This window comes from Peribacillus sp. P4_D6 (genome assembly GCF_056401795.1).
The window spans coordinates 56,607-75,571 of the sequence record NZ_JBFUIQ010000013.1; the positions used below are offsets into that span (position 1 = coordinate 56,607).

General features: G+C 41.6%; 19 protein-coding genes. 4 read left to right on the top strand and 15 right to left on the bottom strand.

Features of this window, described 5'->3' with window-relative positions; translation table 11 throughout:
- Positions 1 to 191: 191 nt before the first annotated feature.
- The 10 genes from AC1DVB_RS06995 to AC1DVB_RS07040 all read right to left on the bottom strand — a co-directional run bounded on the left by AC1DVB_RS06995 (position 192) and on the right by AC1DVB_RS07040 (position 9,977).
- The gene (locus AC1DVB_RS06995; protein WP_278088478.1) at positions 192 to 1,160 is read right to left on the bottom strand and encodes a sugar phosphate isomerase/epimerase family protein; all 969 of its coding nucleotides are present in this window, start codon (positions 1,158 to 1,160) and stop codon (positions 192 to 194) included.
- Between the two features lie 21 nt (positions 1,161 to 1,181).
- The gene (locus AC1DVB_RS07000; RefSeq protein ID WP_034305944.1) at positions 1,182 to 2,222 is read right to left on the bottom strand and encodes a Gfo/Idh/MocA family protein; all 1,041 of its coding nucleotides are present in this window, start codon (positions 2,220 to 2,222) and stop codon (positions 1,182 to 1,184) included.
- A gap of 17 nt (positions 2,223 to 2,239) precedes the next feature.
- Positions 2,240 to 3,262, bottom strand: a complete 1,023-nt coding sequence (locus AC1DVB_RS07005; protein WP_057278545.1) for a Gfo/Idh/MocA family protein — start codon at positions 3,260 to 3,262, stop codon at positions 2,240 to 2,242.
- 13 nt (positions 3,263 to 3,275) lie between these two features.
- Positions 3,276 to 4,004 carry a ThuA domain-containing protein gene (locus tag AC1DVB_RS07010; RefSeq protein WP_477588712.1) on the bottom strand — a complete coding sequence of 243 codons (729 nt, stop codon included), beginning with the start codon at positions 4,002 to 4,004 and terminating at the stop codon, positions 3,276 to 3,278.
- 226 nt (positions 4,005 to 4,230) lie between these two features.
- Entirely contained in the window at positions 4,231 to 5,265 is a 1,035-nt protein-coding gene (locus AC1DVB_RS07015; protein ID WP_057278736.1) for a LacI family DNA-binding transcriptional regulator, read from the bottom strand.
- Between the two features lie 57 nt (positions 5,266 to 5,322).
- Positions 5,323 to 6,141, bottom strand: a complete 819-nt coding sequence (locus AC1DVB_RS07020; protein ID WP_057278543.1) for a carbohydrate ABC transporter permease — start codon at positions 6,139 to 6,141, stop codon at positions 5,323 to 5,325.
- Positions 6,141 to 7,001 (bottom strand): carbohydrate ABC transporter permease, encoded by an 861-nt coding sequence (locus tag AC1DVB_RS07025; protein WP_034305954.1) that lies wholly within the window; start codon positions 6,999 to 7,001, stop codon positions 6,141 to 6,143. The genes AC1DVB_RS07020 and AC1DVB_RS07025 overlap by 1 nt, the downstream gene beginning before the upstream one ends.
- Before the next feature lie 148 nt (positions 7,002 to 7,149).
- Positions 7,150 to 8,439 carry an ABC transporter substrate-binding protein gene (locus tag AC1DVB_RS07030; protein ID WP_057278542.1) on the bottom strand — a complete coding sequence of 430 codons (1,290 nt, stop codon included), beginning with the start codon at positions 8,437 to 8,439 and terminating at the stop codon, positions 7,150 to 7,152.
- 359 nt (positions 8,440 to 8,798) lie between these two features.
- On the bottom strand, positions 8,799 to 8,984 hold the full coding sequence (locus tag AC1DVB_RS07035) for a hypothetical protein (protein ID WP_034305959.1): 186 nt from the start codon (positions 8,982 to 8,984) through the stop codon (positions 8,799 to 8,801).
- Between the two features lie 153 nt (positions 8,985 to 9,137).
- Positions 9,138 to 9,977 carry a YitT family protein gene (locus AC1DVB_RS07040; protein ID WP_057278541.1) on the bottom strand — a complete coding sequence of 280 codons (840 nt, stop codon included), beginning with the start codon at positions 9,975 to 9,977 and terminating at the stop codon, positions 9,138 to 9,140.
- Positions 9,978 to 10,387: 410 nt separating this feature from the next.
- On the opposite strand from AC1DVB_RS07040, the gene bioF reads away from it, so the two are divergent.
- From bioF to bioC, 3 genes are read left to right on the top strand one after another with little or no spacing between them, the layout of a single operon-like run.
- On the top strand, positions 10,388 to 11,587 hold the full coding sequence (bioF, locus tag AC1DVB_RS07045; protein ID WP_239860107.1) for an 8-amino-7-oxononanoate synthase: 1,200 nt from the start codon (positions 10,388 to 10,390) through the stop codon (positions 11,585 to 11,587).
- Positions 11,584 to 12,333 carry an alpha/beta fold hydrolase gene (locus AC1DVB_RS07050; RefSeq protein ID WP_239860105.1) on the top strand — a complete coding sequence of 250 codons (750 nt, stop codon included), beginning with the start codon at positions 11,584 to 11,586 and terminating at the stop codon, positions 12,331 to 12,333. The genes bioF and AC1DVB_RS07050 overlap by 4 nt, the downstream gene beginning before the upstream one ends.
- Complete coding sequence (bioC, locus tag AC1DVB_RS07055; RefSeq protein ID WP_239860103.1) at positions 12,323 to 13,144, top strand: malonyl-ACP O-methyltransferase BioC; 822 nt, start codon at positions 12,323 to 12,325, stop codon at positions 13,142 to 13,144. Before AC1DVB_RS07050 ends, bioC begins: the two co-directional genes overlap by 11 nt.
- A 176-nt stretch (positions 13,145 to 13,320) precedes the next feature.
- Here the strand turns inward: bioC and AC1DVB_RS07060 are convergent, their stop codons facing one another.
- The 4 genes from AC1DVB_RS07060 to AC1DVB_RS07075 all read right to left on the bottom strand — a co-directional run bounded on the left by AC1DVB_RS07060 (position 13,321) and on the right by AC1DVB_RS07075 (position 17,254).
- Positions 13,321 to 13,998: an ABC transporter ATP-binding protein gene (locus tag AC1DVB_RS07060; protein WP_057278537.1), complete on the bottom strand. Its 678-nt coding sequence runs from the start codon at positions 13,996 to 13,998 to the stop codon at positions 13,321 to 13,323.
- On the bottom strand, positions 13,995 to 15,101 hold the full coding sequence (locus AC1DVB_RS07065) for an ABC transporter permease (protein ID WP_057278536.1): 1,107 nt from the start codon (positions 15,099 to 15,101) through the stop codon (positions 13,995 to 13,997). Before AC1DVB_RS07065 ends, AC1DVB_RS07060 begins: the two co-directional genes overlap by 4 nt.
- A 99-nt stretch (positions 15,102 to 15,200) precedes the next feature.
- Positions 15,201 to 16,580, bottom strand: a complete 1,380-nt coding sequence (locus AC1DVB_RS07070) for a sensor histidine kinase (protein ID WP_268590900.1) — start codon at positions 16,578 to 16,580, stop codon at positions 15,201 to 15,203.
- Complete coding sequence (locus AC1DVB_RS07075) at positions 16,577 to 17,254, bottom strand: response regulator transcription factor (RefSeq protein WP_053533625.1); 678 nt, start codon at positions 17,252 to 17,254, stop codon at positions 16,577 to 16,579. Before AC1DVB_RS07075 ends, AC1DVB_RS07070 begins: the two co-directional genes overlap by 4 nt.
- A 320-nt stretch (positions 17,255 to 17,574) precedes the next feature.
- Between AC1DVB_RS07075 and AC1DVB_RS07080 the strand changes: the two genes are divergently transcribed.
- Positions 17,575 to 18,552, top strand: coding sequence for a bile acid:sodium symporter family protein (locus AC1DVB_RS07080; RefSeq protein WP_477588718.1), 978 nt, complete (start codon positions 17,575 to 17,577; stop codon positions 18,550 to 18,552).
- 180 nt (positions 18,553 to 18,732) lie between these two features.
- On the opposite strand, the gene AC1DVB_RS07085 is transcribed toward AC1DVB_RS07080, so the two are convergent.
- Positions 18,733 to 18,965, bottom strand: a 233-nt coding sequence (locus AC1DVB_RS07085) for a transposase (protein WP_477588720.1), incomplete at its 5' end; no start/stop codon positions are given.

Genomic DNA, 18,965 nt, shown 5'->3' on the forward strand with positions numbered 1-18,965 from the left:
CTCGTGAATTATGCTGTTTTACTCGTGAATTATGCTGTTTTACTCGTGAATTATACTGTTTTACTCGTGAATTATACTGTTTTACTCGTCAGTTTCACGCTTTTACTCGTGAATTCCACTCATCCACTTTTGTACGAGTAAGGGCGAAAATAAAAAGCAACCTGCATTAGGCTGCTCTTTTCGGCTCTAAATTATACCCACCATAAATCAGTTGGACTTTCGTTGATGAGTACAGTTTTCAGATTGGTTACGGCCCGTTGGAATCCTTCTTCAACTGACATCAGCGGATCTTCGTGTTCGATGCTGACGACGTAATCGTAACCGTATGTGCGAAGGGCGCTCATGATGTCGGACCACTCTTGCAGGCTGTGGCCGCATCCTACAGAACGGAAGTTCCAGGCACGGCTCTGGATATTGCCATAAGGCTGCATGTCGGTCAATCCATACATATTGATGTTATCCTGATCCAGGTATGTGTCTTTTGCGTGGAAGTGGTAGATTGCTCCCGCTTTCCCTAGGATTTTGATGGCTCCGACTGGTTCGATGCCCTGCCACCAAAGATGGCTTGGATCAAGGTTGGCGCCTATTGCATCAGATGTAGCTTCCCGCAGTTTTAACAAGGTGTAGGGTGTGTGGACGAGAAAGCCCCCATGCAGTTCAAGGCCGATTTTTATATTGTGTTCATCGGCAATGGCAGCCACCTTCGTCCAATAGGGGATCAATTTTTCTTCCCATTGCCATTTCAGCACATCTGTATACTCATTCGGCCATGGGGCTACGGGCCAGTTTGGATATTTAGCTCCTTCGTGATCACCCGCTGTACCAGAAAAGGTATTGACCACCGGGACGTTCAGTAAGGATGCAAGTTTGATTGTTTTGATCAGTGTTTCATCACTTTCTTTTGCGAAGGTTTCATCAGGAGAGATTGGATTGCCATGGCAGCTGAATGCACTGATCGTTAACCCTCTTGTTTGAACGGCCTCGAGGTACTTTTGGCGCTTTTCTTCACTTTCCAGCAGTTCATCGAGTGGACAATGGATATTCCCTGGATACCCGCCTGTACCGATTTCAACTGTTTTTAATCCGGAATCCGCGACATAATCAAGCATATCCTCGAATGATTTTTGAGCAAATAGCACTGTAAAGATCCCTAATTTCACATGCCCCACCTCACCTTTTCATTAATTTATGCTCATGACCTTCCCACTTGCCGAGCTTTGATAAATCGCTTCGATTATTTTCGAAACTTTCATGGCTTCCGATGGTTTTACCAATGGTTCCGCTAACCCCAGGCAGCTGTTGATAAAGTTCTCTGCCTGTTGCAGGTCTGGTGTATCCTCTCCTGGCATCCATACTGCCTCACTGTTTAAAAGCATGCCGTGCTTAGCCTGATTCAAGACCAGCGGAAATACATCAAGTCCGCCCTGCGTTCCGGATAAACTCAAAACAGTTGCTTCTTCACGGATATTCGCGGCCCAAGATGTTTCGAATAATAGAGATGCTCCGTTGGCAAATTTGATATATGCCGTGGCATGGTCATCCACTTCAAATACCGAGGCATCGAAATTGCCCCATAAATTGACCTGATCGACACCCTTACTGACATAATTATATGTCGAACCTACGATTTCGATCGGTTCTGGGTCATCCATCAGCCATAATGCCAAATCGAGCAAATGGCAGCCGTAATCGATCACGCTTCCCCCGCCTTGCAATTCCTTGCTTGTAAAAACTCCCCAGCCAGGGACTTTGCGCCGCCTGATTGCCTGTACACGCGCTACATACGGTTCACCGATTTCACCGGCCTGAATCATTTTCTTTGCAGCCTGGGCTTCCTTCATGAAGCGGTAATGATAGGCAGTCGATAACACTTTACCTGATATGTTTGCAGCTTCGGTTATCGCTAAACATTCCTCGGTTGTAATGGCCATCGGCTTTTCGCATAACACATGTACACCCGCTTGCAGGGCAGCAATGGAAATCTCAGCGTGAAACTTGTTTGGCGTTGCGATTGTAACAGCATCCACTTCAGCAAACATTTCTTCATAATTCGTGAAAACCTTTTCGATATGAAATTCCCGCGCCACTTCCCGCGCCTTCATTTCATCTATATCCTGAATGGCGTATAAAACCACTTTATCTTGAAATTTTTGAAAAGCTGGGATATGCCTTTTTTGGGCAATTCCGCCAGCACCGATAATACCCATTTTTAATTTGTACATGATGACTTTTAACCCCTTTATAAGCGGATGATTTTTCGGGATGCATTTGATTCCATCGCGCCAAGAATGACTTTTAATGACTTTAATCCTTCAACTCCTGAGACAAGAGGCTCCTCATTGTCCACCACACATTTTACAAAGTGGCTGATCACTTCGGAATCATGCTGTCCTTCTGAGTCATTAGTCTGGATGCTTCCTAATTGGGTGGTTTCTGTCTTTCCATTATCATGATGGATGATCAGTGAGTATTTCGGATCGTCTTCAAGGCGCAATACCGCTTTTTCCGCATAAATGACCGTAGCATTGTCTTCTTTTGCATAAGACCAGCTGGCGGTAAGAGTTCCGATGATACCGTTCTCCGTCCGGAGTATACAGGCCGCACTGTCATCAACGTCCGTGTTTTTCTTGGCAGTCGTTTCCACAAAGGCTCCCACTTCAACAAATTCTTCTCCAAGGATATACCGTAATAAATCAGCTTTATGAACGCCTAAATCGCCCATTGCACCAATGACCGCCTGATCCTTTTTAAAAAACCAGCTTTCCAGTCCGTCCACGCTCCAGGTTTCCGGCCCGGAATGTCCAAAAGCCGTCCGGAAGCTATAGATCTTCCCTAGCTCCCCGCTCTCAATAAGCTGTTTCGCTTTTTGATGAGAGGGAACAAATCGCTGATTATGGCCAATCATTAGTATTTTGCCGCTTTTCGCTGCTGCTTCATTCATTTTTTCAGCGTCTGCTAAAGAAGTAGCCATTGGTTTCTCACATAGGACATGCTTACCCGCTTCCAAGGCCGCAACCGTGATGCGTGCATGCAGGTAATTCGGTGTACATACACTGATCGCTTCAATCTCCTCATTCTTCAAAAGTTCTATATAATCAGTATATGCTTGCGCTCCATACCTTTGTGCTGCTGCATTCGCCCGGTCCGGCACAATATCACAAACGGCAATGATCTCCGTTTCCTGATGTGATTCATACTCCGGAAAATGCCTGTTTTTTGCGATACTCCCGCATCCAATGACTCCTACCTTCACTATGCCCATTTTGTTCTCTCCTTCACTTCATCTCTTTGGATGAGATGGATTCCAACGGTTCGGCTTTACCATAGTTCGTTGCGATTCCGAATTCCGGCTTGACCCAATCAACGGCATTTTTAATCACACGTTGAATCTCCGGATTATGGTAGGTAGGATATGTTTCATGTCCTGGACGGAAGTAGAAAATCCTCCCTTTACCCCGCTGATACGTGCAACCGCTTCTGAATATCTCCCCGCCTTCAAACCAACTGACGAATATTAATTGATCTGGTGCAGGAATATCAAAATGTTCCCCGTACATCTCTTCCTTTTCAAGCTCGATATATTCTCCGATTCCATCAACGATAGGGTGACTCGGATAGACTACCCAAAGCCGTTCCCTTTCATCCGCCACCCGCCATTTCAAATCACAAGTCGTTCCCATCAATCGTTTGAAGATCTTTGAAAAATGACCAGAATGGAGGACGATGAGACCCATTCCCTCAATTACTCGCTTGTGAACCCTTGCAATGATTTCATCCTGAACTTCATCATGTGCAACATGACCCCACCAAAGCAGTACATCGGTTCGTTCCAGTACTTCCTCGGTTAATCCGTGCTCTTCTTCATCGAGAGTAGCGGTCCTCACTTCGACCTGATCACTTTGTAAAAAGCCGGCAATTGCACCATGGATGCCATCCGGATATACTTTTGCTACTTCAGGCTTTGTTTTCTCGTGGCGAAACTCATTCCATACAAGGACTCTCATGAACAACCTCCTCCATTCAAGAATCATTTCAAGGCAACTTGTTTTGATGTTTAACTATTACCTCTTTATTCAAAACGCAAACGTTTGCGTTAGGGATGATCAAAATATAAGAACATACTTATCGACCTTAGAAAGTATGAATTTTCAAAAATAATAGTGATAATCTATATTGTAAATTTATGTTAGCAAAAATCAAGCTTTAATTGGTAAAACTTTTCTACAATTTTCATTTAATTTCCTTTCCCGCAACAAAATGCGACTCTCGCTTTATGATTTTGGTAGGAATGCTGATGCTCTTTTCCATCATTTCCGGATTCGCAATAAGATCGAAAACGCATTTTGCGGCTTCATACCCTAACTGATACGTATGGATATCAACCGTTGTCAGCGGGGTACTTAAAAATTCTATGAATTCTGAGTGGTTAAAACAGACGACGCTTATTTGCTGCGGCACTTTCAAGTTCTTTTCGGCTAACACTCCAAGTAAGAGCACACCCAATAAAAGATCCATAACCAAAAAAGCGGTTGGTGCCTCCTTCAATTCCAGCAATTCGTCAATCGCCTTTATTCCATCCGTTCGATTTAAAGGAATCAATTTGATATATTCCTGTCGCACATCCACCCCGGCCTGTTCCATCGCTTGTTGAAAGCCTGTCAAGCGGTCCTGGATCACTTCAAACTCGGGGCTGCCTCCTAAAAAGGCGATTCGCTCATGTCCAAGATTGATTACAAACTCCGATACTTCCCTGGCCGCTTGAACATTATCGTTATCAATGAATGTGATACCGCTCATGTTCGTACTTGGCTTCCCGATCAAAACGAACGGGAAGCCCTGCTTCAATAAATACGGCACCACTTGATCGTCCTTTTTAGAGTACAAAACAATCATGCCATCCACTCTTCTGCCCTGGACCATTTTCACGACATCCTCAAAGATGGAATCCTCCGTCTCGCCGGTAGTCAGAGAAAGACTGTACCCTTCTTTATTACAGAAATCTCCGATGCCCCGGATCACTTCGGGAAAAAAAGGATTATAAAGTGATTCCCTTGCCGAACTTTTCATGACGATCCCAATGGCCTTAGTTGACTTCGTGACTAAGTTCCGGGCATTTTCATTCATATGATAGCCCATTTCCTTTAATACCTTGCGTACCTTGCGCTTGGTCTTTTCACTGATTGTCGGGCTGTTATGGATTACACGCGATACCGTTGATGGAGCGACATTTGCTTTTTTGGCAACGTCTTTTATAGTAACAGACAAATTCATCAACACTCCCCGTTCACCGCACATGGTTTAATATTCCCTATATTTAAATAGTTATTTAACGGCTCCATCTGCAATTCCTTTAATAATTTGCCTCTGAGCAAAAAAGTACGCAATGATGACTGGAATGATGGATAAAGTAAGTCCAGCCAAGGCGAGATGCCATTGCTTCGTATATTGTCCGAAGAAGAAGAATAATTTAAGTGGAATGGTCTCCGATCCCGCGCCGCCAATAACAAGGGATGGCAGCAAATAGTCGTTCCATATCCAAATGACATTCAAGATCCCAACTGTAATGGACATCGGCTTTAATAGTGGAAATATGATATACCAAAATACTTGAAATCGGTTTGCACCATCAATCTTTGCTGCCTCATCTAGTGAGAGGGGAATCCCTTTTAAGGTACCATGATATAGGAATATGGATAGACTGCAGCCAAAACCTAAATACATGAAAATCAGTCCAGCCTTGTTCAGCATCCCAAGCTGTCCGAATTGGGCAACGAGCGGTATCATCACAGACTGAAACGGGATCAGCATGGCTGCTACAAACACAAAGAAAAGCAGGGAACTTATTTTACTTTTGTTTCGGGAAAGAGCGTATGCTGCCATCGCAGAAAAGATGATGATGATGACTACACTAACGCCCGATATCAATAAAGAATTGAATAAAGTCCGGAGGAAATCCAATTGCTCGAAAGCTTGAGTGAAGTTTTCCAATGTCCAGGTTTCAGGCAGTCCCAATGTATCGGCAAATATATCCCGTTTCATTTTAAAAGCATTGACAAGCATTAAATAAAACGGAGTGAGCCATAATATGGCCAAAATGAATCCGATGAATCCAATCAGCCACAATTTCCATTTTCCCCTCATTACAGCTCAACCTCCCGTTTTTTATTGAAATAGACTTGTGTCAGTGAAACGACCGCCACGATTACGAAAAAGATAACGGCTTTTGCCTGTGCATATGCCATATCGTTTTCGGTGAAGGCGGATTTTACAATGTTCATCGCAACCATTTCAGTTGAATTATAGGGAGCTCCATTCGTCAAAGAAAGGTTTTGATCATAGATCTTGAACGAGTGGGAAAGCGTCAAAAACAAACTGACGGTAAAAGCAGGTGCCACTAGCGGAAAAGTTATATGGCGAAAACGTTGGAAGCTGTTCGCTCCGTCAATTTTTGCCGCTTCGATCAAGTCTTCAGGAACTGCCTGCAGATAGGCGATATAAATGATCATGATATATCCGGCCATTTGCCAGGACGTTAAAATGATCAATCCCCAAAATCCGGTATCAGTCGTCGATAACCACCCATTAAATGCTTCGATCCCCGTCAAATCACCAATCGCACCGAAGACCTTAATAAAAATGAACTGCCAAATAAAGCCGAGTATCAAGCCGCCAATTAAATTGGGCATAAAGAAAACTGTCCGCAATATGTTGCTTGATTTAATTTTCGAAGTCACGATGAGAGCCAAACTTAATCCGATGATATTGATTACCACAATTGCCGCTACGGAAAATTTAATCGTGAACCAAAATGTATCAAGGAACCCTTTATCCGTAAACAAGTCTATATAATTCTTAAAACCGATGAAATCCGGTGTCCCTAAACCGTTCCAATTCGTAAAGGAATAATAAAATCCGTAGATGAGTGGCACGATCACAACCAAAATGAGTGCAGCAAGAACAGGTGTTAAAAACAGCCAATATGCGGCATCCCGATTTCTCAACGAAACCGACCTCCTTGAAATGATTTAATAGTTAATGGGTTAGATCATGACTGGGTAATTTGATGAATCCCTTAGCGGCTTTTCTATAAGAAGGAACAACCAATCGACACGTTTTTCTTGCCGATTGGTCACTTGCATTTCCCAACTCTTATTTGCTATGAATCTTCTCCCAATTTTCAATGTTCTGTTGGACAAGTTCCTCCCAAGTCAATTTACCAGTTACGTATTTTTGGACACTTGCACCAAGGTCATCATTCCAACCGACCGGATATCCATTAAACACCCATCCAATCGTATTTCCTTCTTGAGAGTATTTATAAATTTCTTTTGAAATTGGATCGGCAATTTTTTCTACATCATATCCTTCATAAGCAGGAATGAATTTAAAATCTTCCAAAACAGCTTTTTTCCCTGCTTCGGATGTATACATCCAGTCTAGGAACTTCTTGGCTGCTTCCTGTACCTTTTCATCCGATTTCTTGTTCACTGCCCAATAGTTCGGTACACCGACCGGCATGCCTGCATTGTCTCCATTTGGAATCGGGATGATGCCAATTCCCTTTTCAGCTAACTCAGGATCCATATCATAGACTGTGTTATACACCCAGTTACCTTGCTGAATGATCGCAACCTTTTCAAGCGAGAACAGCTCCTCCACTTGTTGGGAGTAATCAAGACTTGCAGTCGGCTGGACGGAATACTCATTTTGGATATCGACCAATTGTTTAAACTTGTCACCATCCGTGAATTTAACCGTTGGTGCCTTACTTGCTTCTAACACATTCCCATCAAACTCCGGTGATAAGAATACATTGGATAAATGGTTTCCTGTCACCCACTTCTCTTTGACCGGATAAGCGAAAACTGCATCGATTTTCAATTTGTCTTTTTGTGAATCGATTTTCTTAACTGCCGCCTCTAATGTTTCATAACTTGTAATGTCATCAGGATTAATTCCGGCTTCTTTAAATATCCGTTTGTTATAAATCAAGCCGTATCCTTCCTGGTTAAATGGAAGTCCAAGGACTTGCCCGTCCTCTTCCACGCCATCCAAAGTACCGTCAAGCGCTGCAGCAGCAGCCTTCGTGTCCTTTAAATCTGTTAATCTATCTTTATATTGTGCGACATCTACCGGTCCGCCAATGTTAAACACCGCTGGCTCCTCACCTGAAGCGAACTTTGCCGTAATGGCTGATTTATAATCATTTCCGCCGCCGACTGTCGATACCTTGATTTTCACATTTGGATTTTCTTTTTCATATTGTTTTGCCAATGTCTCGAATTGCGACTTGAATTCTACCTTGAATTGAAATATATCCAGCGTCACGACATCCTTTGAGTCGCTGTTTCCGCCTGTTGAAGAAGAGCATCCAGCCAAAATCACACTAAAAATCAATAAAGCAGTAAGAATTCCCCCGTACCATTTTTTACGCTTCATGCCTACCCACTCTCCCTTTTTCTCATAATATTCATGCAATTTTAAGAAAACGTTTGCATAAAATTAGTAAAATAAAAGCCATTCATTCTATAAAATTCATAGTCTATTGTACTTCTTTTACATCACCCCCTCACAAAAACATTGCAAACGTTTACATTTATGCGCTTTATATTACCACCAAATTCCATACTTCACAATAAAATTGTAGTATATTGTAAAAAAAGGATATTAAGAACTCTCTTAATCTAATTATATGATTCAGAAACCTTTGATTATTCCTTTATCCGATTATTTATTGTACGGGCATTTTCATTCCCGGCATTATACGAAAAAAGGGAAACCCTCCGGTCCCCCTCTTTTCACTTCAATATCATCTTTACATTGGAAGGACCGTATTCATCCTTCAATTCATAATATTTATCGCTTGCTTGTCCAAATTCCTTAAACACACCGCTAATGATCAATTCATTCGTTTCCTTATCAACGACACTGTACTTGATATTGCTTTTCCCAAACTTTCTGTCATCCACTTTTAAAAGGATCATCTTGGACACCTCCACATTTAATGGCTGCACTCCTCAGGGTGTGTGGTTTCTTACTTACATAATATAACAAATTATTCAGAATTTATAGATTTTTCGCCATGCAAAATAAAAAAGCCTATTAGGCCTTTTCATTTCGCTTATACATTATTACCATCAGGACTTCGATATATCCAGGAAACCTTCACCGAATACGTCCCGAACATCATGTATGGCTATAAAAGCATTGCTATCCGTTGACTGCACTATTCTCTTTAACTTCAGTACCTCTTGCTTACTTATAACGATATATAAAATATCCTTGGATTCTTTTGTATAGTATCCATGACCACTAAAAACAGTGACTCCCCGGTCCATCAATTCGGTTACTTGTTTTGCAATCTGGTCCGCTTCTTTTGAAATGATGGTGATCGCTTTTTTCGGGTTCAATCCCTCAATGATGAATTCCATCGTTTTTGTTCCGATATAAAGCATTAGTATAGTGAGCATCAGACCTTCAGCGCCAATTATGAAATAAGATGAGAACGCAACGATTAAATCGAAAAACAGAAGTCCGTAGCTTAAACTCCATCCCAAATACTTATTCGTAATTCGGGCAAGGATCGTCGTACCGGCAGTAGTTCCTCCAACACGAATGATCATGCCAATACCTGCACCGGCAAAAACCCCGCCAAATATGGCATTGATGACCAATTCATCTGAAGATATCGACCAACTTTCGGTTAAATGAAGGAAAAGTGAATTAAAGGCAACGGCTACGATTGTATATACCGTTGTCATTTTCGACAAAAATTTATAACCGACAATGAGCAGGACAGCGTTAATGATCAAACTTAACAGCCCTGGTGACCATTCAAAAAGATAAAACAGTATGATGGTTATCCCTGTGACTCCTCCCTCACCAAGCTCATTGGGAATGACGAAAAGATTTATTGCCAAAGCGAAAATAAAAGCTCCTATTAATATAAAGAAAACATCTAAAGAAATCTTTTTCATATTTATACCCTTCCTTTATGTAATGGTTAATGTGAATTCTGTTAAATTTCACTGCTCTATAGTAACATGGAATCCCATTTAATCCTTCAAAGATTTGAAGGTTTAACAAAAAGACTACCTTGGAAGTTAGATTATCTTCAATGAATGAGCTTAATACATATTTTTATACATTAGCTTAACAAAACCACCGCTGCCCGATTCTCCTTAAACTTATTTTTAATGGTTGTTCCTGGCTGGAATCTAAATAATCTACCAGCCTTTTCCGACCCTTGAATTCTCCCAGATTAATGGATCATTACTTTATTCTCATGCTCGTTTTCAAAGCTTGACAGTTTCATTGAGTCATGATTAGAATGTTTTATGTGTTAACCTGCATTATTTTTAGTTGACATATAAAAAGGAGAATGGCCATGCACAGTGAAAAACGTTTACTTTGTTGGGAAGAAAAAATAAAAAAAGAACTGGCTCATTTAGAAGAGATTTCGCAAAAGCGCGAACTCGTATCAACCGTATGTGCCGAGCAGCCTTGGCTTACGGTCAACGGGTGCAGGATGCTTAATCTAGCTTCTAATAACTATTTAGGATATGCAGGAGATGAGCGGCTGAAAAAGGCTATGGTTGATGCCGTACATACATATGGTGCAGGAGCAACGGCTTCACGTTTAATTGTTGGCAATCATCCTCTTTACGAGCAGGCGGAACAAGCTCTTGTCAATTGGAAGAAGGCCGAAGCAGGACTCATCATCAACAGTGGTTATAACGCGAACCTTGGAATAATCTCCACCCTGCTGTCCCGTAACGATATTATTTATAGTGATAAATTGAATCATGCAAGCATTGTCGATGGAGCTCTTTTAAGCAGAGCAAAGCATGTACGCTATCGTCATAATGATTTAGATCATTTAGAAGCATTTTTGAAAAAATCACCGATTGAAGCACGTAAATTAATCGTGACGGATACGGTCTTCAGCATGGATGGTGACTTCGCTTATCTTGAAGACCTAGTTCGGTTAAAGGAACGTTATAACGCAATGTTAATGACAGATGAAGCACATGGAAGCGGCATTTACGGTAAAAACGGTGAAGGCTATGCAGGTCATCTCCATCTTCAAAATAAAATAGATATCCAAATGGGAACATTCAGTAAAGCGCTTGGTTCATTCGGGGCCTATGTTGTCGGGAAAGAATGGCTCATCGACTATTTAAAAAATCGCATGCGCGGATTCATCTATTCAACTGCACTTCCCCCTGCCATACTCGGTGCTATAAAAACAGCGATTGAACTTGTACAGCAAGAACCAGAACGCCGCTCACTGCTCCAAACACATTCAGAATACTTTAGAAAAGAACTCACAAATTACGGGTTTAACATTTGCGGAAGCCGATCACAAATTGTTCCTATCGTCATCGGGGAAAACGAAAAAGCGATGGAATTTGCTGCACGTTTGCAAAAAGAAGGAATTGCCGCTATTGCTGTCAGGCCGCCGACCGTTCCTGAAAATGAAGCGAGAATCCGGTTTACCGTAACGACTCTCCACGATAAAAAAGATCTTGATTGGGCAGTTCAAAAAGTTTCGATCATTGGAAAAGAAATGGGTGTTGTTGAATGAAGCAGCCGAATTTAGTCGTGCTTCCTGGCTGGGGAATGGAAAAAGAGGCGTTTCAACCGTTAATCAAACCGCTGTCAGAACTATTTCACCTTTTATTTATAGATTGGAGAGATATGAAGGCACTAAATGACTTTGAAGAACGGGTCATAAACACAATCGCTTCCATCGATGGTCCTGTTTATTTATTGGGCTGGTCATTAGGATCACTAGTATCACTTGAACTCTCAAGTTCTTTTCGAGAAAGAATAAAAGGTTTTATCCTTTTTGGCGCAACAAGTCGGTTCACTACAGGGGAAAATTATTCAGTTGGCTGGGATCCGCGAATGGTCGAGCGCATGAAGAAACAACTGCCGCGCAATAAAGAGAAGACTTTGACTTCCTTCTATGAAGCGATGTTTTCCGATGCTGAAAAAGAAGCAGGTTTTTATCATCAATTCACCAAGATCAGTCAAAGCGAGTTTCATGGAGATGATGTGTTTTCGCTTCTGATTGGACTGGATTATTTACTTCAGAAAGATGCTCGAGCAAGACTCGACCGGATTGAAGCCCCCTTTTTAATGCTTCATGGGAGGGAAGACAAAATTTGTCCACTTGAAGCTTCATCTTTCATTAAAGAGAATCTGGGTGGGAAAGCCGAGGTTCGTATTATCGAAGGTACTGGTCATATTCCATTTTTCACAAAACCAGAGGAATGTATGGATCATATAAAAACATTTATTCAAAAGGAGTACGTTCATGATAGATAAACGATTGTTAAGCAAGCGATTCAGTGTACACGCGCAAACATATGATGCGTATGCCAATGTTCAAAAAAACATGGCAAAGCAATTAGTGGATTTGCTTCCTCAAAAAAACACCAATCATAAAATCAATATTCTTGAAATCGGCTGCGGCACCGGTTACTTAACCAGGTTACTCGTCAAAACATTCCCTAATGCCGCCATTACGGCTGTTGATTTGGCACCCGGTATGGTTGAAGTGGCAAAAGGATTAACAAAGGAAGACCGTGTTACATTTTTATGTACGGACATCGAAGAAATGGCGCTAAATGAAAATTACGACTTGATTATTTCCAATGCAACATTTCAATGGCTGAATGATCTTCCTGCAACCCTTGAAAAACTTTTTACACGATTAACGGCGGAAGGAAGCCTGATATTTTCAACGTTCGGAATAGATACCTTTCAAGAGCTTCATAGGTCATATGAACAAGCGAAAGAAAAGCTTCAACTTTCCATGGATAGTTCACCAGGCCAAACGTTTTACACTCTAGAAGAATTATCCCAAGTTTGCGAAGCAGCAATCCCCTATTCAGCAGCAGCTCCAATCGAGATTACAAAAATAGAAAAGCTTGAACTGGAGTACTTTCAGACAGTTCGTGAATTTTTCACTTCAATCAAAAAGATTGGCGCTGCTAACAGCAACAAAGAAAACTACTGCCAGCGCCCTTCCTTTTTTCGAGAGTTAATCAACATATACGACACAGAATACCGAAATGATTCAGGTGTGAAAGCAACCTATCACTGCTTGTTCTTTAAAATAAAAAAACATGAATGATCCGAAGATAACCAGCTGGGATACAAGCAAAATATTATACATAATCGCAAATCGTTTATATAAAGTAACGACTAGTATTCCATCCGCTTACTGTCGGTTAACCATCCCCTTCAAGCAATTCAGTCCGCCGCCACTCCTAATTCCTTTGGAGAGGCGGCGGACTTTTACGTATAACTTCATCCAAATACCTTGCCATCCGTAATATTGACCACTCGATCACATAAATCCAACATTCTTTCATCATGCGTTACCATGATGGCCGCTTTATTTCTTGATTTCACCTCATGTGCAAGCATTTCAACAACATCCCTGCCTCTTTTGGAATCAAGACTTGCGGTTGGTTCATCCGCTAAAATGATTTCTGGATCATTCATCAGCGAACGGGCGATTGCTACACGCTGCCGCTCACCGCCCGACAGTGCTTCTGGCAGGTGATCTGTCCGATGTCCAAGTCCAAGGTGGCTAAGCAATTCGTCCGCTTTTTTCACAGTTGTTTTATCTCGCTTGCCGATCAATTCGGAAAGCAGCAGAAGCTGATCTCGTACGGAGAGATATGGCACAAGGTTCGACGATTGGAATACAAACCCGATCTTTTCAAGGCGCACCCGAGTCAATTCTTTTGGGGATAGTGTTGTAATATCCTCACCATTCAGCAGTAAGCGGCCTTTGCTCGGGGATAGTAACGCACCTGCTATCGAAAGAAAAGTACTTTTTCCTGAACCTGAAGGACCGACGATGGCGACGAATTCCCCCGCTCTTACATTCAGGGAAATATCATCAAGGGCTTTCACCTTATTATCGCCTTCCCCATAAACCTTACTGACGTTTTCAAATAATAGTTTATCCCCCATCATGATACCCTCCCTATTGCTTCGATCGCGTCTATCTTCGCTACTCGGTATAGGGATAGCAGCGAACCCAATACGGATACAGCCAAAAGTAATACGGAATATTTAATGACCAAATCGGCACTCAATTCAAATGGCATTCCTTCTGGCATGATTAAAGTGACGCCGAATGTCAGGGCAACACTGATGGCTATGCATGTCACGGCAAGCAGCATTACTTGACCAACGATGCTTTTTGCCAGGTAGCCCGTATTGGCCCCCAGTGCTTTAAGGACTCCAAATTGATTCGTCTTCTGCAAAGTAATCACATAAAAGAATACGGCCAAAACGAAAGCTGCAATGACAAACAAAAAGGCAATCATCATCGTCAATGTCCCCTGTTCCTCTTTGAACCCTGGTATACTCTGAAGTGATTCTTCTTTCGAAATGAGCGTTACACCTTCAGGCAATGATTCACGTACATTCTCTTCTGACTTCGAATCCATTTGCACGGCTATTGCGCTGATTGAGTCTTTACCTTGATTTTTCAATCCAGGATTAATCTCCTGCCACCCCTTAACATTCATGTAAACTACCGGTGTATGGCTGTAAGACTGATTTTCAGTAAAACCAACAATGGTGAAAACATTACCTGATAGGTCATCTTTAAGTGAATCACCCAATTTATAACCGACTTCTTTTAAAGAACGATCTGCAACGACTTCACCTTGTTTCTTATTGTCATAGCTCGTTCCTTCTATGACCTTTGGTGCTAAAATCCCACTGGCATCGGTCGCAAAAATAGTGGCATCCGTTTTCTCCGATGATCCGATTTTATTCAATGTGATCATCATTTGCCCCAGCCCTTCGGCTGCTTTAACATCCGATATAGCCCGGATTTCATCAAGCTTTTCCATCGATATGATCGATCGATTCAATTTATTTTTAGAGTCATGCTCCATGACGAAATAGTCGGCTTTCATGTTTTGTATGGATGAAGCATTATCTGCTGAAAGTCCATTAGCTAATCCTGAAATGATAAAAACAAGCAAAGCGACCAATACCATGATCAGTCCAATCAGCAGATAACGTAACTTTGAATGCTTTAGTTCACGCATTGCCAAAAACATCATTTCATCTCCCTTTTCTTTTGTTTACCAATCAAGTCCTGCTTCAATCGGTATGACTCGATTGTAAACACTCAATATGAATGGAAGATGAACAACTGATTACATAAAGGGCAGCCGTATATAAAAAGTGGTCCCTTTACCAAGTTCACTTTGGACTTCAATCGTTCCTCCATGAAGTTCAACCGTCTTCTTCGTGATCGAAAGTCCTAATCCGCTGCCTGTTTCACTTCTGTTCCTCACTTTGTCGACTTTATAAAAGCGATCAAGGATATAAGGGAGGTCTTCTTCTGGAATTCCAATGCCCGTATCCGCGATCATCACTTCAACAGTACTGCCTATACTTTTAATCCGAATATGGATTGAACTGCCGCTTTCCGAGTATTTAATGCTATTGGTTATCAAATTCGTCCAAACTTGATTTAATAGTTTCTCATCTGCAGAAATGGCGGTGGACGGCAAATCCATTTCGATCACCATATCCTTTTCCCGCCAATTCCATTCCAGCATGAACAACACCTGCCGGATTTGCTGCGCTAAATCGAACTTTGACCGCTGCAGCGGATCATCTACTTTATCCAACGAAGCAAGCATGAGCAGCTGTTTGCTTAACGACGACATGCGCCTGCTTTCTTTTTCAATGATGGATAAGTACTGATTTCTTTGTTCCTTTGTTAATTCCTCCGATTGAAGGGTTTGGGAAAAACCTTGGATGGATGCAAGCGGAGATTGAATTTCATGAGATACATTCGATACGAACTCCTGCCTCATATCATCCAACCGCTGTATGCTTTGAGTCATTTTCGAGAAGTGCTGTGCCAAGTCCCCTATTTCATCGCTTCGGGAGACATTCAATTTACTACTATAATCCCCATCGGCGATTCTTTTTGTAGCCTCCGTTAATTTCGTAATCGGCTTAACGATGAAACGCGTATTAATGATCACAAATAAAAAACTAAGAAGTAGCGTCAGAACGAGTAAAACTGCAAGGAAAAAGCGAAATTCGCCAAACTGCAGCTCTATATTGGGCCTTACAAACAATGCATGCTTTTCACCATTCACGTTCATCGGGACCCCAATGCTATTAATTAATACATCTTCAAAAAAACCCGTAATAAATAACCCATTATTATAATTGGCGATCCCTTGATAGGTATTCCCATTCAAAACTCCGGAAATCGTGTCGCGGTCCAAATTCGTTTCCCGAAACGGCTCACCATATAAAGTTCCTTCACCCTGCTCATTAAATAGATACATTTGATAGTGCAATCCTGCAATATGGGTTAAATACGCATCAATATCCTGATCAGGATTCTCCTCATATAAGGAGACGATCTCACTTGCGACTTTGCTTATCTTCTCACCATTGTTGGGTTTTTGAACCTGATGATAATAGACATTGGAAATTAAAAAAGCGATGACACTGGCAAGCACCATGATCAAAATGGTTTGAATAACTATCCTGAAATAAAGTGTTTTCACTTCTTGTTGACCTCCAGTTTATAACCTAAGCCACGGACAGTCGTTATGACAAAGTCATCGGTCCGGCCGGCAAAACGTTCCCTCAACCGTTTAATATGGACATCAACCGTTCGATCATCCCCTGCAAAATCAGCACCCCAAACCAGTTCAATAAGCTGCTCACGCGTAAAGACCTGATCAGGAAAACTTCCCAGCTGAGCCAGCAGCTCAAATTCCTTAAGCGGCAGGAGCAGCGTATTCCCCTTTATTCGCACTTCGTAACTTTTACGGTCAATCACCGTTTGATTCAATGAGATGGATTCAGAATTCACCATACGGTATCTTCGCAATAGCGCTTTTATCCGAAATAGAAGTTCCCTTGGCTCAAATGGCTTCACGAGGTAATCATCCGTACCCGCAAAGTACCCCTTTTCCTTATCGATAAGTTGATCCTTAGCTGTCAATAAAATGACGGGCAGATCATATTGATCCCGGATTTCCTTACAAAGATCCAGTCCGTTTTTATACGGCATCATTATATCGACAACAGCCAGATGGATCCGTTCCTTCTCCAGTAACAAGGAAGCTTCATTACCGTCCTTCGCTTCCGATACCATGTACCCTTCCTTTTCCAAGTGAAATTTAAGCAACTCCCGAATATGCCGATCATCATCCGCAATTAATATATGTATCAAAGAAACCACATCTCCACTTCTTTTATAGCCCTGGCTAAACATACAATAGCAATAATTAAACCTGTAAAACAACAAATACTAATTCAATTTCCGGTTCCTTATAAACTAGTTTGCCACTAATATACAGCACCCTCTTATTTTATTAAAAAAATAAAGTCAAAAGCGAACAGAATATAAAAACCCTGTCCCCTTTTTTCCTATAGTAAACCGTCATATTCACACTAGTTCAGCCCTAATGATATTTTTATCGCCCAAAAGGGTTTTAAATATTCTGAATATAAATTATAATTGTTTTATTTCAAAACATCTAGGAGGTCACTATGGGAGTAGTAGAGAAAATCAGCGGATTTGCTGGTAAAACGTTTACCTTATGGGTCATTTTATTTGCAGTTATTGCGTATATCTTACCTAATCAGTTTATATGGATTGGAGACTATATTGTTCCATTACTAGGAATTGTCATGTTTGGCATGGGACTTACATTATCAGCAGCGGATTTTAAAGAAGTATTCCGACGGCCGAAAGAGGTCGCACTAGGGGTAGCAGGTCATTTTATCATTATGCCCTTATTGGCATTCGGATTAGCAATTGGGTTCGATTTGCCCAAAGAAGTCGCTGTTGGTGTTATTTTGGTAGGATGTTGCCCTAGTGGAACGGCTTCGAATGTCATGGTGTTTCTTGCGAGAGGAAATGTTGCGCTTGCAGTTGCCATTGCTTCTGTTTCCACTATTCTAGCGCCTATCGTAACGCCACTGCTTATTCTGCTCTTGGCAAGTAAATGGGTCAATATCAGTATTGGGTCATTATTCATTTCGATCATTCAAGTGGTGATTATCCCACTGATACTGGGATTTCTTGTTAAAAAGTTTTTCGGCAAACAGGCAGAGGCCGGTGCAAAGGCTTTACCTCTAGTATCTGTCATTTCCATCGTTCTGATCGTATCTGCCGTAGTAGCTGGCAGCCAAGATCAGCTGGCTAAAACAGGTTTGCTGATTTTTGCAGTAGTCGTTCTTCATAATGTTCTTGGTTTTTTACTCGGCTTCTTCTTTGCTCGTTTATGCGGGATGGATTTAGCTAAACAGAAAGCTGTTGCAATGGAGGTCGGTATGCAGAACTCTGGTTTAGGTGTAGCCATAGCAACAGCCCACTTCTCGCCTTTGGCCGCTGTTCCAAGTGCCATTTTCAGTGTTTGGCATAACATATCAGGTTCCGTTCTGGCCTATATCTTCAGTCTCATGAAAGATAAAAAAAATGTAGGCACCGATAAAMATAATTCGATAAAAACAGACGCATCATAATATGTTGGAGATGAACAAAAAAATGCTTTTCAGTAAATGAATAAAAAAAGCCGATTGAGTGAATCGGCTTCAGTTTGTAGACAAAAGGGGTTCGGAATTAAAAAATTCTGAACCCCTTTTGAAATTCCCTTTGAATTTCCGCCTAAAGTTAAGAGATTGGGGCTCTACGAGCCCACTATGTTAGGCCATTTTTGGATCTCGCCATGTCCAATTGGCCATCTTCTTTAAATTAATGGCAGCGAAAGTAAGCATCGCCTGCATCGACAATTTTTTAAGTCCCCTTAAAGTAGTCCAACGCATACCATGCTTTTCTTTTGCATCAGCGAATACACGCTCAATCGTTTCTTTACGTTTTGCATATATAGGTTTTACATCTTGATGATGACGCAGATGATCTGCTTCTTCCACATGTG

Coding starts and splice junctions, on each gene's coding strand:
- bioC (WP_239860103.1), top strand. CDS start 12,323: ATGATAGATAAACGATTGTTAAGCAAGCGATTCAGTGTACACGCGCAA.
- AC1DVB_RS07030 (WP_057278542.1), bottom strand. CDS start 8,439: ATGAAGCGTAAAAAATGGTACGGGGGAATTCTTACTGCTTTATTGATT.
- AC1DVB_RS07010 (WP_477588712.1), bottom strand. CDS start 4,004: ATGAGAGTCCTTGTATGGAATGAGTTTCGCCACGAGAAAACAAAGCCT.
- AC1DVB_RS07000 (WP_034305944.1), bottom strand. CDS start 2,222: ATGTACAAATTAAAAATGGGTATTATCGGTGCTGGCGGAATTGCCCAA.
- AC1DVB_RS07065 (WP_057278536.1), bottom strand. CDS start 15,101: ATGTTTTTGGCAATGCGTGAACTAAAGCATTCAAAGTTACGTTATCTG.
- AC1DVB_RS07040 (WP_057278541.1), bottom strand. CDS start 9,977: ATGAAAAAGATTTCTTTAGATGTTTTCTTTATATTAATAGGAGCTTTT.
- AC1DVB_RS07020 (WP_057278543.1), bottom strand. CDS start 6,141: ATGAGGGGAAAATGGAAATTGTGGCTGATTGGATTCATCGGATTCATT.
- AC1DVB_RS07060 (WP_057278537.1), bottom strand. CDS start 13,998: ATGATGGGGGATAAACTATTATTTGAAAACGTCAGTAAGGTTTATGGG.
- AC1DVB_RS07050 (WP_239860105.1), top strand. CDS start 11,584: ATGAAGCAGCCGAATTTAGTCGTGCTTCCTGGCTGGGGAATGGAAAAA.
- AC1DVB_RS07035 (WP_034305959.1), bottom strand. CDS start 8,984: ATGATCCTTTTAAAAGTGGATGACAGAAAGTTTGGGAAAAGCAATATC.
- bioF (WP_239860107.1), top strand. CDS start 10,388: ATGCACAGTGAAAAACGTTTACTTTGTTGGGAAGAAAAAATAAAAAAA.
- AC1DVB_RS07005 (WP_057278545.1), bottom strand. CDS start 3,262: ATGGGCATAGTGAAGGTAGGAGTCATTGGATGCGGGAGTATCGCAAAA.